Genomic DNA, 11,688 nt, shown 5'->3' on the forward strand with positions numbered 1-11,688 from the left:
GGTCAGGCCTGCCGGGAGGCGCCGAGGTGAGCGCCCAGGCGGTCGAGGCGGGCGATCGACTCCTGCTTGCCGAGGATCTCCATCGATTCGAACAGCGGCGGCGAGACGCGGCGTCCGGAGACCGCGGTGCGCAGCGGTCCGTAGGCGATGCGGGGCTTGAGGCCGAGGCCCTCGATCAGCGCGGAGGCGAGCGCCTCCTGGATCGAGGCCGTCAGCCACTCGGACGCGGGGACGAGCTCGAGGGCGCCGATCGAGGCGGCGAGCACCTCGCCGGCGTTCGCGGGCAGGCCCTTCAGCGCGTCCTCGTCGTACTCGAGCGCGTCGGACGCGGTGAAGAGGAACCCGAGCATGACGGGGGCCTCCCCGAGCAGGCCGATCCGCTCCTGCACGAGGGGCGCGGCGGCGTCGAGCACGGCGCGCTGCTCGGCGGTCGGCTCGCCCGCGAGCACTCCGGCCGCCACGAGGTACGGGATCGTCCGCTCGGTGAAGTCGTCGACGGCCAGGAGGCGGATGTGGTCGCCGTTGATCGACTCGGCCTTCTTGAGGTCGAAGCGGGCCGGATTCGGGTTCACGTCGGCGACGTCGAAGGCGGCGACCATCTCGTCGATCGAGAAGACGTCGCGGTCGTGCGTGAGCGACCAGCCGAGCAGGGCGAGGTAGTTGACCAGGCCCTCCGGGATGAAGCCGCGGTCGCGGTGGTGGAAGAGGTTCGAGGACGGGTCGCGCTTGGAGAGCTTCTTGCTGCCGTCGCCCATCACGTAGGGGAGGTGCCCGAAGCGCGGGACGAAGGTCGTCACTCCGATGTCGATCAGCGCGTGGTACAGCGCGATCTGCCGGGCGGTCGAGGGGAGGATGTCCTCGCCGCGCAGCACGTGGGTGATCTGCATGATCGCGTCGTCGACCGGGTTCACCAGCGTGTAGAGCGGCTGGCCGTTGGGGCGCACCACGACGAAGTCGCTGAAGGAGCCCGCGGGGAACGTGATCGGGCCGCGGACCAGGTCGTCGAAGGACAGGTCGGCGTCCGGCACGCGCAGACGCAGCGCCGGGGCGCGGCCCTCGGCGCGGAAGGCGGCGCGCTGCTCCTCGGTGAGGTCGCGGTCGTGGTTGTCGTACCCGTGCTGCTTCGCGCGGCCGGCCGCCTCGTTGCGCGCATCGATCTCCTCGGCCGTGGAGTAGCTCTCGTAGAGGTGCCCCGAGGCCGTCAGGCGCGCGATCACGTCGAGGTAGACATCGGTGCGCTCGGACTGCCGGTACGGGCCGTGCGGGCCGCCGACTCCGACGCCCTCGTCCCAGTCGAGCTTCAGCCAGCGCAGCGCGTCGAGGATCTGCTCCACGCTCTCCTCGCTGTCGCGGGCGGCGTCCGTGTCCTCGATGCGGAAGACGAACGTGCCGCCGGTGTGGCGGGCGTACGCCCAGTTGAACAGGGCGGTGCGGATGAGGCCGACGTGCGGGGTCCCGGTCGGCGACGGGCAGAAGCGGACGCGGACGTCGCTCCCGGTCGCGGTCGTGAACGGGTGCGCGTCCGGCGCGCTTTCCAGGGGCGGGGTGAGCTCAGACATACGAGGCCGATCCTACCGGCGGGAGGCGGTGCGGCGCCCGGGATCGCGGGGGTGGCAGCGCCTCGACCGCGGGCACGGACCCGCCTCGCGGGCAGTGCTTCTACCGGACAGCACTGCTCCGAGTCAACGGACTCCCGGAGCGGGCAGGAGCAGTGGTGCGCTGACCTCGGGCCTCTCGTCGAGAGGGCCTGAGCGCCGCACCGCAGGCCGCGCCGGGCCTCCGCGCGAGCGTGCCCGGAAGGAGCACTGATGAGCACGATCGATCTCGACACCCGCACCGACCGTCCGAGCGTCCTCACCGAGGCGGCGCGGGAGGAGAAGGACGCCCGCACGCTCTCGCTCTTCCAGGCGGCGGTGAGCGCCGAGGCCGCCGAGGGCGCGCGCATCCGCGAGCGCATCGTGCTCGACCACCTGGGCCTGGCCGAGGCCATGGCCCGCCGGGTCTCCCGGAGCGGAGGCGACTGGGCGGATCTGCGCCAGGTCGCCTACGTGGGCCTCGTGAAGGCCGCCCGCCGCTTCACTCCCGAGCGCGGCGACAGCTTCGCCGCTTTCGCCGTCCCCACGATCACCGGCGAGCTCAAGCGCCACCTCCGCGACCTCGGCTGGATGATCCGGCCGCCGCGCGGCGTGCAGGAGCTGCACCGCCGCTCCGCCGTCGTCGCCGACGAGCTCGCGCAGGAGCTCGGCCGTCACCCCACCGACCAGGAGATCGCCCGCCGCCTCGGAGTGGACGCGACGGAGGTGGCCGACGCGCGCCTCGCGGGGCATCCGCTCTCCCTCGACGAGACCGTGGGCGAGGGGGGCGTCGGCCTGGGCGACACCCTCGGCGGCGAGGACGAGCGGCTGCTCGAGATCGACCGGCGGCACGGGCTCGCCGAGGCCCTCGCCGAGCTCGAGGAGGGCCAGCGCGAGCTCCTGCGGATGCGCTTCGTCGAGGAGCGCACCCAGCAGCAGATCGCCGACGCGCTGGGAACGACACAGATGCAGGTCTCGCGCCTGCAGCGGCGGATCCTCGCGCAGCTCGCCGACAGGCTCGGCGCCCCCTCGCGCAGCCATCAGCCGCGCGCTCCCCGGGCCCGCGTGGCCACGGTCACTCCGGTCCGACCGGCGACGCGGCTGAAGTCCGCCTGAGGTGGGCCTCGGCACGCGACGGGAGCGACGCGAGGGCGGCGAGGACGTCGTCGACCTGGACCGCGAGCAGCGCCGGGTCCGGCTCGGCGGAGAAGACGTCGCCGCGGCGGAGGGAGGCGTCGGTCAGCACGACGTGCGGACCCGAGGCCGGAGGGCCCCAGGCCTCGGGCGGGGCCGGACCGAAGATCACGACCGAGGGGACGCCGTACGCGGAGGCGAGGTGCGCGGCCCCGGTGTCGACGGTCACCACGACCTCGGCGGCCGCGACGACCGCGGCGAACCCGCTGAGCGTGAGCTCCCCCGCCAGCACCTCGCCCGTGCCGGCGAGCTCGGCGACGCGGCGGGCGCGGTCGGCCTCGTTCGCGCCTCCGGTGTAGACGACGCGGTGCCCCTCGGCGGTGAGGGCGCGCGCCACCGCGGCGAAGCGCTCCTCCGGCCACTCGCGAGAGCCGTAGAAGGCCCCGATGTGCACGACGGCGGCTCCGGGGGCCGAGGCGGGCTCCTCGGGGACGGCGATCGCGACGTCCTCGGGGTCGGCGTCGAGACCGATCGAGTTCACCAGGCGGGCCCAGCGGGCGCGCTCCAGCTCGCCGTCGATCCAGAGCGGCCGCGGGTCCTTCGGGCCCGCGCCCGGGTCCAGCGCCGGGACGCGGAACTCGAGCGTGCGCTCGGGCGCGATCTCGCGCAGCCGCAGCCGCGACTCCGGGCCGTTGCCGTGGAGGTTCACGCCGAGCTCGACCCGGCCGGCGGCCATCGGCAGCGGGTCGTCGAGTCCGCGGAGGGTGGGCACGAGCGCGTCCAGGCCCTCGACGAGGTCGACGATCGGCTCGAGCCAGGGCGTGGTCGCCATGATCAGCCGGTGATCCGGGAAGCCGCGGCGCAGGGCCTTGAGCGCCGGGACGGCGACGAGCAGGTCGCCGAGCTTGAGGGCGCGCAGCGCGAGGATCTCCGGAGTCCCGTCCGGGGCGGTGAGAGCGCGCACGGCGCCTCCTTCCTGTCGGAGTCCCCGTACCCCGCTGCGCGCACCTCAGACGCGCCGCCCGCAGATGCGAGCGACGCGCCCGGACGGACCGACTTCTCCGGAAGGGGGTTTACATCCCCGGTCGAGGGGTACGAGGAGAAGGTGAACGACTCCTCCTCCCGGAGCGCCGACGAGCGCGCGAGGGCCCCGCGCCTGCGGGGGATCCTCTTCGACCGCGATGCGACGCTCGTGGTCGACGTGCCCTACAACGGCGACCCGGCGCAGGTCTCCCCGATGCCCACCGCCCTCGCCGCGGTCGAGCGGGCGCGCGAGGCGGGGTTGGCCGTGGGCGTGGTCACCAACCAGTCCGGGATCGCCCGCGGGATCATCGACCGCGGCCAGGCCGACGCGGTGAACCGGCGCGTGGACGAGCTCTTCGGCGGCTTCGACGTGTGGATGCTCTGCCCCCACGGCCCGGAGGACGGCTGCTCCTGCCGGAAGCCCCGGCCCGGCATGGTGCTCGGCGCCGCCGAGCAGCTGGGACTGCCGGCCCGCTCCCTCGCCGTGATCGGCGACATCGGGGCCGACGTCGGCGCCGCCGCCGCGGCCGGCGCCCGTGGAGTGCTGGTGCCGACTCCGATCACCCGCGCCGAGGAGGTGGACGCCGCTCCGCTGCAGGCGGCGACGCTCCTCGAGGCGGTCGAGCTGCTGCTCGCGATGCAGCCCGACGAGGACGCCGAGTGAGGCGCCGCGTGCTCGTCGCCCGCCTGGACAGCGCGGGAGACGTCCTGCTGTGCGGACCCGCCGTCCGCGCGATCGCGGCCGACGCCGAGGTGCTGCTGTTGAGCGGTCCGCAGGGAGCGCCCGCGGCCGCGCTGCTGCCGGGTCCCTCCTCCGTCCGCACCTGGTGGTGCCCGTGGATCGGCGACGCCTCCCGCCCCGTCGACTCCGAGCTCGTCGACGAGCTGCGCGCGATCGTCGAGGAGTTCGCGCCGGACGAGGCCGTGATCCTCACCTCCTTCCACCAGTCGCCGCTTCCGCTGGCCCTGCTTCTCCGCCTCGCCGGTGTCGCCCGCATCACGGGCGCCTCGGTCGACTTCGCGGGCGCCCTGCTCGATGTGCGCCTCGTCCCGGGCGAGACCCTCGAGGAGGACCAGCCGGAGCCGGAGCGCGCGCTCGCGATCGCGGCGGCGGCCGGCTTCGCGCTGCCCGCCGGCGACGACGGACGGCTCCGCGTGCGCCGCGAGGGCGTGCTGCCCGCCGCTCTCGAGGGGATCGGCCCCTACGCGGTCGTGCACCCCGGGGCAGCCGTCCCCGCCCGCGCCTGGCCCGCGGCGAACGCGGCCCGCGCCGTCGAGCTGCTGGCGGACGCGGGCCTCGCCGTCGTCGTCACCGGCGGCCCGGGCGAGCGCTCCCTCACGGCCGAGGTCGCGGGCTCCCGCGGCATCGACCTCGGCGGGGCGACGGACTTCCCCGGCGCCGCCGAGGTGCTGGCCGGCGCCGAGGTCGTGATCTGCGGCAACACCGGCCCCGCGCACCTCGCCGCCGCGGTCGGCACCCCCGTGGTCAGCCTCTTCGCGCCGGTCGTCCCGGCCGTGCGCTGGGCGCCCTACGGCGTCCCGGTCGCGCTGCTCGGCGACCAGGAGGCGCCCTGCGCCGGCTCGCGCGCCCGCGTGTGCCCCGTCCCCGGCCATCCCTGCCTCGCGGGGGTGAGCGCCGAGGAGGCGGTCGCCGCCGCCCTCCGACTCCGACCCACGACTTCCCCGAGAGAGGCCATCGCATGAGGATCCTGCTCTGGCACGTGCACGGCGGCTGGGCGGACGCCTTCGTCCGCGGCGCCCACACCTACCTGCTCCCCACGACTCCGGCCCGCGACGGCTGGGGCCTGGGCACCGGCGGCCGCGACTGGCCGAGCGCCGTCGAGATCGCGCCCGAGGAGCTGCACGACGCCGACGTCGACGCGGTCCTCCTTCAGAGGCCCGAGGAGCTCGCCGAGGCCGAGCGCCTGCTCGGGCGACGCCTCGGCCGCGACGTGCCCGCCGTCTACGTGGAGCACAACACCCCCCGCGGGGACGTGCCGGACAACCGCCACCCGCTCGCCGACCGCGACGACCTGCTGATCGTCCACGTCACCCACTTCAACGCCCTGATGTGGGACACCGGATCGACGCGGACGACGGTGATCGAGCACGGGATCCACGACCCGGGCCCCCTCTACACCGGCGAGCTGCCGCACTTCGGCGTGGTCGTCAACGAGCCCGTCCGCCGGGGCCGGGTCGCGGGGACCGACCTGCTCCCCCGCTTCGGCGCCGTCGCTCCGCTGGACGTCTTCGGGATGAAGACCGACCGGCTCGCCGAGCTGCCGGGCCTGGAGGACGTGACGGTCCTCGGCGACGTCCGCACGCAGGCGATGCACGCGGCCCTGGCCCGCCGCCGGGTCTACCTGCACCCGTTCCGCTGGACCTCCCTCGGCCTCGCGCTGCTGGAGGCGATGCACCTCGGGATGCCCGTCGTCGCGCTCGACGTGACGGAGGCGGGGCGCGCCGTCCCGCCCGAGGCCGGAGCAGTCTCGAACGACCTCGACGCCCTCGTCGCCTCGGCCCGGGCGCTCGTCGAGGACCCGGACCGCGCCGCCCGCGCCGGCGCCGTCGCCCGCGAGGCCGCGCTCGCGCGCTACGGCCTCGCCCGGTTCCACCGCGACTGGGACGAGGTCCTCGCCGACCTCCCCGGACGCCGGTCGCCGGAGCCCGCTCTGGAAGGGAGCACCCGATGAAGCAGCACCTCTCCGCCGCGCCCGCGCTGACGATCGCCATGGTCTCGGAGCACGCGAGCCCGCTGGCGACCCTCGGCGGCGTCGACGCCGGCGGCCAGAACGTCCACGTGGCGGCGCTCGCCGACGCGCTCGCCCGCCGCGGCCACCGCGTCGTCGTCTACACCCGCCGCGACGACCCCTCCCTCCCCCGGCGCGTGCCCTTCACCTCGGGAGTCGAGGTCGTGCACATCGACGCCGGACCGCCGCGCCGGGTGTCCAAGGACGAGCTGCTGCCCTTCATGGGCGACTTCGCCGTCGACCTCGCCGAGGAGTGGCTGCAGGAGCGGCCGGACCTCGTGCACAGCCACTTCTGGATGTCCGGGGTCGCCGCGCTCGACGCCTCCGAGCGGGTGGAGCGAGCCACGGGTCGGCGCGTGCCCGTCCTCCACACCTTCCACGCGCTGGGCGTGGTCAAGCGCCGCCAGCAGGGCGCGCTCGACACCAGCCCCGAGGAGCGCGCCTGGCTCGAGCCCGGAGTGGGTCAGAAGGCCGACGGCGTCGTCGCCACCTGCTCGGACGAGGCTTTCGAGCTCAAGGGGCTCGGCGTGCCGACCTCGCGCATCTCGGTGGTGCCCTGCGGAGTCGACATCGACCGGTTCTCGGTCGAGGGCCCGGTCGCGCCCCGCAGCGAGCGCTCGCGGCTGATGACCATCGGACGCCTGGTGCCGCGCAAGGGCATGGGCATCGCGATCGAGGCGCTCGCGCACCTGGTCGCGGCCGGCCACGACGCCGAGCTCGTCGTGGTCGGGGGCTCCGGCTCCGGCGACGCGCTGACGGCGGACCCCGAGTACCAGCGGCTGCACGGCGTGGCCGAGAGCCTCGGCGTCGCGGACCGTGTCGACTTCGTCGGCCAGCTCTCGCAGACCGAGATGCCCGCGATGCTCCGCTCGGCCGACGTCGTGGTCTGCGCGCCCTGGTACGAGCCGTTCGGCATCACTCCGCTCGAGGCGATGGCCTGCGGCGTGCCGGTCGTCGCCTCCTCCGTGGGCGGCCTGATCGACACCGTGGTCGAGGACGTCACCGGGGTCCACGTGCCTCCGCGCGATCCGGTCGCCCTGGCCGCCGCCCTCGGCTCGCTGCTGGAGGACCCCGACCGCGCCCGCGCCTACGGGGCCGCCGGCCGCGAGCGCGTCGAGTCCCGCTACTCCTGGGACCGCGTCGCCGCCGACACCGAGCGCGCCTACGTCACGACCCTCGCCGGCCTCGGCGACGAGTCGCTCCTCACCGGCGCCACGAGCGCACCCTCATCCCCCACCACCCGGAAGGCGGCTCCGCGACGATGACCATCGACACCGCGACCATCGACACCGTTCTGGACACCCCGGCCGACGCCGCCCGGCGCCTCGTCGACGACCACGTGGCGCGCGCGCTCGACGCGGTCGCGCAGCTGGAGCGCCACTCCGACAGGATCGCCGCCTGGGGCGTCGAGCTCGCCGACCGCCTGCACTCCGGCGCGCGCCTGCTCGCCGCGGGCAACGGCGGCTCCGCGGCGGAGGCGCAGCACCTCACCGCCGAGCTCGTCGGCCGCTTCGACGGCGACCGCGTCCCCTTCTCCGCCATCTCGCTGCACGCCGAGACGTCGAGCCTGACCGCGATCGGCAACGACTACGGCTTCGACCACGTGTTCTCGCGCCAGGTCACCGCGCACGCCCGGGCGGGCGACGTCGTGGTCCTGCTCTCCACCAGCGGACGCAGCGCGAACCTCCTCCACGCCGCGGAGGCCGCCCGTGCGGCGGGCGCCCGGTCGTGGGCACTGACCGGCGAGGGGCCGAACCCGCTCACCGAGCTCTGCGACGAGGCGATCGCCCTCGAGGGCCACGGCTCCAACGTGCAGGAGGCGCAGCTGGTGCTCGTGCACGCGCTCTGCCGGGCCTTCGAGCACCGGATCCGCGCGCGGACGGCGGCCGCCTCGTGAGCCGCCTGCGCCTCGTCGTCGTCGGCGACGTGATGCTCGACGTCGACCTCTCCGGACCCGCCGAGCGGCTGAGCCCGGACGCCCCCGTCCCCGTGGTCGACGTGTCGGCCCGCAGCGCCCGCGCCGGCGGTGCCGGGCTCGTCGCCCGGATGCTCGCCCGCGACGGGCACGAGGTGACGCTGGTGACCGCGCTCGCCGAGGACTCGGATCCGGACGTGGCGGAGCTGCGCGCCGAGCTGTCCGGCGTCCGCCTGGTCGCCGGGCCCTCGGGAGCGCCGACGCCGGTGAAGACCCGCGTCGCCGCCTCCGGCCAGGCCGTCGTGCGGATCGACCGCGGCTGCGAGACGCCGCCCGTCCCCGGCGTCACCGACGCGATGCTCGCCGCGCTCGCCGACGCCGACGCCGTGATCGTCGCCGACTACGGCCGCCGCCTGACCGAGGAGCCGTCGCTCCGCACGGCGCTCGACGCGCTCACCGTGCCGCTGGTGTGGGATCCGCACCCGCGGGGCTCCCAGCCGGTCGCCGCCACCTCCCTCGCCACCCCGAACCTGGCCGAGGCCACCGCCTTCTCGGGAGCCGTCGGCCGCGGAGTGACGCGCGCCGAGTCCGCCGCGACCACCCTCCTCGAGCGCTGGGGCTGCGGTGCGGTCACCGTGACGATGGGATCCTCCGGCGCCCTGCTGCGCTCCCGCGGCGCCGGCGTCCCGGTCGTCGCACCGGCCGTCGCCGTGCCGCCCACCGACCCGTGCGGCGCGGGCGACCGGTTCGCCGCCTCCGCCGCCGTCGCCCTCGCCGAGGGTGCGAGCACGTCGGAGGCGGTGCAGGCGGCGGTCGCCGCAGCCGGCGCCTACCTCCTCGCGGGAGGGGTCGCCTCCCTCTCCGCTCCCGCCGACCCCGCACCCCTCCACGGCGGCGGGGTGGACGCCCTGCGCGTCGCCGAGTCCGTCCGCGCGGCAGGAGGAACGGTGGTCGCGACGGGCGGCTGCTTCGACCTGCTCCACGCCGGCCATGCCCGCACCCTCTCCGCAGCACGGGCTCTCGGCGACTGCCTGATCGTCTGCCTCAACTCGGACGACTCCGTCCGGCGCCTCAAGGGCGCGGCGCGGCCGATCATCCCCGAGGACGACCGCGTCGACCTGCTGCTCGCGCTCGAGTGCGTCGACGCCGTGCTGGTCTTCGGCGAGGACACGCCGGACGAGGCGCTGCGCCGCATCCGCCCCGACGTCTGGGTGAAGGGCGGCGACTACTCCGCCGAGTCCCTCCCCGAGACGGCGACGGTGGCGGAGTGGGGCGGCCGGGTCCTGACCGTGCCGTACCACCCGGGCCGCTCGACCACCCATCTCGCCGCCGCGCTCGCGCGCGTCGGCTGACCCGCGGCCCACGAGGCCCGCAGACCACCCCCGGAAGGAAACCATGAGCACCACTCCCACCCCCATCGGCCGCGTCCTGATCACCGGAGGAGCCTCCGGGCTCGGTGCGGCCGTCGCCGCCGCGGTCACCGCCGCCGGCGGCACCCCGATCGTGCTCGACCGCGACGTCTCGTCGGTGAAGGAGGGCGTCGCCGCCTACCAGGTCGACGTCGCGAAGACCCGCGAGGCCGAGAAGGCGGTCGTCGAGATCGCCCGCGAGCACGGCGGGCTCGACGCCGTCGTGACCGCGGCCGGCATCGACCGCTGCGGCCGCCTCGTCGATGTGGAGCCGGAGGAGTGGGAGCGCGTCATCTCCGTCAACCTCCTCGGCACCGCGGCCGTCGTCCGGGCGGCGCTGCCCTTCCTCACCGAGACCCACGGCCGCGTCGTCACCGTCGCCTCCTCGCTCGCGATCAAGGCCGTCTCGGACGCGACCGCGTACTGCGCCTCGAAGTTCGGCGTGCTCGGCTTCACCCGCGCGCTCGCGGCCGAGACCAAGGGCGAGATCGGAGTGACCACGCTGATCCCGTCGGGCATGAAGACGCGCTTCTTCGACGACCGCGACGAGCAGTACAAGCCGGGCCCGGACGCGCTGCTGAACGACCCGGAGAACGTGGCGAACGCCGTCATGTTCGTCCTCGGCCAGCCGCGCGGCTGCGAGGTCCGCGAGCTCGTCATCACGCACGAGGAGGAGCCGTCCTGGCCGTGATCCGCTGACGCGGACCCCGGGATCCCCCCTGCTGCGAGATGCCACCTGTGACGCCGACACGCCGATGTCGAGCACCACAGGTGGCATCTCGCGGTTCAGCGGGTGGAGGCGAGCACTCCGCGGACGTCCTCGAGCACGCGGTCGACCGGCACGTCGTCGACGAAGGTGAGCTCGTGCTCGCAGCGCGGAGCGGTCCAGCCCACCTGCGTCACGTCGATGCCGCAGACCGGGCAGCGGGTGGTCCAGCTCAGCTGCACCCGGTGGCGCTGCCGTCCGAGGGGCTGCGCGTTGATCGCGTTGCCCACCCAGAAGATGCCGACCGTCGGAGCACCGACCGCGGCGGCGAGGTGGCGGGGGCCGGAGTCGTTGCCGAGCACGAGGTCGGCGAGCGAGAGCAGCGGAGCGAGGTCCGGGAGGTCCACGACGCCCGCCCAGGAGACCGCTCCCGGCGCTCCGGCGACGATCTCGTCGGCGGCGGGCACATCGGAGGCGTCTCCCACCACCAGCACTCGCGCCCCGTCGGCGAGGAGAGCGGTCGCCACCTCGGCGAACGACGCACTCGGCCAGCGGCGGCGGACATCGGTCGCTCCGGGGTGGATCAGCACGAGCGGGCCGCCCGCGGGCAGGGCCGCGGCCAGGCGGTCGCGGCGCTCCGGGTCGACCGGCAGGACGGGCTCCAGGCGGACGGCTCCGGCCCCGGCCAGCCCGACGATCTCGAGCGCCCGCAGCATCTCGTGCTGGTAGTAGACGTAGGGGATCGTCCGCTCGAGCTCCGCGGCGTCGTCGGTGCGCGAGCCGATCGTGTGGCGCGCTCCGAGCCGCCGGAGGAACGGATTGGAGTAGCGCCCGCCGCCGTGCAGCTGCACGGCCAGGTCGAAGCGGCGGGCGCGCATCCGCTCGGTGAAGTCCTCGACGACGCGGGGGTCCTCCCCTTCGCCGTCACGGACGCCCTGCGCCACCGGCAGGATCTCGACGTCGGCGATCGGCGACTCGACGCCCGAAAGCAGGACCCGGTGCGCAGGCGTCCCGAGCAGGGTGATCTCGGCGCCGGGGTACGCGCCCGCGAGCGCGTCGACGGCGGGCAGCGCGAACAGCAGGTCGCCGAGTCCGCCGCCGCGCAGGACGGCGATCCTCTCGACTCCGGCGAAAGGCTCTCGGAGGGGGGCGATGGCGACCACGACGGGTTCCTCTC

At 75.2% G+C, this 11,688-nt stretch carries 11 protein-coding genes; 8 read left to right on the forward strand and 3 right to left on the reverse strand.

Annotated elements, in window-relative coordinates; all coding sequences use genetic code 11:
* Positions 1 to 2: 2 nt before the first annotated feature.
* Positions 3 to 1,559, reverse strand: a complete 1,557-nt coding sequence (gene gltX / locus C5D50_RS14355) for a glutamate--tRNA ligase (protein WP_104283810.1) — start codon at positions 1,557 to 1,559, stop codon at positions 3 to 5.
* Between the two features lie 249 nt (positions 1,560 to 1,808).
* Here gltX and C5D50_RS14360 point away from each other — a divergent pair, with 249 nt between their 5' ends.
* Positions 1,809 to 2,690 (forward strand): sigma-70 family RNA polymerase sigma factor, encoded by an 882-nt coding sequence (locus C5D50_RS14360; protein ID WP_104283811.1) that lies wholly within the window; start codon positions 1,809 to 1,811, stop codon positions 2,688 to 2,690.
* On the opposite strand, the gene C5D50_RS14365 is transcribed toward C5D50_RS14360, so the two are convergent.
* Complete coding sequence (locus C5D50_RS14365) at positions 2,650 to 3,672, reverse strand: glycosyltransferase family 9 protein (RefSeq protein ID WP_104283812.1); 1,023 nt, start codon at positions 3,670 to 3,672, stop codon at positions 2,650 to 2,652. The two genes, C5D50_RS14360 and C5D50_RS14365, sit on opposite strands and share 41 nt — an antisense overlap.
* 141 nt (positions 3,673 to 3,813) lie before the next feature.
* Between C5D50_RS14365 and C5D50_RS16620 the strand changes: the two genes are divergently transcribed.
* From C5D50_RS16620 to C5D50_RS14395, 7 genes are read left to right on the forward strand one after another with little or no spacing between them, the layout of a single operon-like run.
* Positions 3,814 to 4,395 (forward strand): HAD-IIIA family hydrolase, encoded by a 582-nt coding sequence (locus C5D50_RS16620; RefSeq protein WP_104226264.1) that lies wholly within the window; start codon positions 3,814 to 3,816, stop codon positions 4,393 to 4,395.
* Positions 4,392 to 5,435 carry a glycosyltransferase family 9 protein gene (locus C5D50_RS14370; protein WP_219814724.1) on the forward strand — a complete coding sequence of 348 codons (1,044 nt, stop codon included), beginning with the start codon at positions 4,392 to 4,394 and terminating at the stop codon, positions 5,433 to 5,435. Before C5D50_RS16620 ends, C5D50_RS14370 begins: the two co-directional genes overlap by 4 nt.
* Positions 5,432 to 6,424, forward strand: a complete 993-nt coding sequence (locus C5D50_RS14375; protein ID WP_104233231.1) for a glycosyltransferase — start codon at positions 5,432 to 5,434, stop codon at positions 6,422 to 6,424. Before C5D50_RS14370 ends, C5D50_RS14375 begins: the two co-directional genes overlap by 4 nt.
* A gap of 26 nt (positions 6,425 to 6,450) precedes the next feature.
* Positions 6,451 to 7,746: a glycosyltransferase gene (locus C5D50_RS14380; protein WP_104283822.1), complete on the forward strand. Its 1,296-nt coding sequence runs from the start codon at positions 6,451 to 6,453 to the stop codon at positions 7,744 to 7,746.
* The gene (locus C5D50_RS14385; RefSeq protein ID WP_104223523.1) at positions 7,743 to 8,378 is read left to right on the forward strand and encodes an SIS domain-containing protein; all 636 of its coding nucleotides are present in this window, start codon (positions 7,743 to 7,745) and stop codon (positions 8,376 to 8,378) included. Before C5D50_RS14380 ends, C5D50_RS14385 begins: the two co-directional genes overlap by 4 nt.
* A gap of 5 nt (positions 8,379 to 8,383) precedes the next feature.
* On the forward strand, positions 8,384 to 9,748 hold the full coding sequence (locus C5D50_RS14390; RefSeq protein ID WP_104239116.1) for a PfkB family carbohydrate kinase: 1,365 nt from the start codon (positions 8,384 to 8,386) through the stop codon (positions 9,746 to 9,748).
* A gap of 43 nt (positions 9,749 to 9,791) precedes the next feature.
* Positions 9,792 to 10,496, forward strand: a complete 705-nt coding sequence (locus tag C5D50_RS14395; protein ID WP_104250150.1) for an SDR family oxidoreductase — start codon at positions 9,792 to 9,794, stop codon at positions 10,494 to 10,496.
* A 95-nt stretch (positions 10,497 to 10,591) separates the two neighbouring features.
* Here the strand turns inward: C5D50_RS14395 and C5D50_RS14400 are convergent, their stop codons facing one another.
* Positions 10,592 to 11,674, reverse strand: a complete 1,083-nt coding sequence (locus C5D50_RS14400; RefSeq protein ID WP_104283813.1) for a glycosyltransferase family 9 protein — start codon at positions 11,672 to 11,674, stop codon at positions 10,592 to 10,594.
* Positions 11,675 to 11,688: the final 14 nt, after the last annotated feature.

Source organism: Rathayibacter sp. RFBD1 (assembly GCF_002932915.1).
Taxonomy (GTDB): Bacteria; Actinomycetota; Actinomycetes; order Actinomycetales; family Microbacteriaceae; genus Rathayibacter.

What these genes read in the sequence shown, in the direction of transcription:
- gltX (WP_104283810.1), bottom strand. Translation starts at nt 1,559, where the DNA reads ATGTCTGAGCTCACCCCGCCCCTGGAAAGCGCGCCGGACGCGCACCCG.
- C5D50_RS14360 (WP_104283811.1), top strand. Translation starts at nt 1,809, where the DNA reads ATGAGCACGATCGATCTCGACACCCGCACCGACCGTCCGAGCGTCCTC.
- C5D50_RS14375 (WP_104233231.1), top strand. Translation starts at nt 5,432, where the DNA reads ATGAGGATCCTGCTCTGGCACGTGCACGGCGGCTGGGCGGACGCCTTC.
- C5D50_RS14385 (WP_104223523.1), top strand. Translation starts at nt 7,743, where the DNA reads ATGACCATCGACACCGCGACCATCGACACCGTTCTGGACACCCCGGCC.
- C5D50_RS14395 (WP_104250150.1), top strand. Translation starts at nt 9,792, where the DNA reads ATGAGCACCACTCCCACCCCCATCGGCCGCGTCCTGATCACCGGAGGA.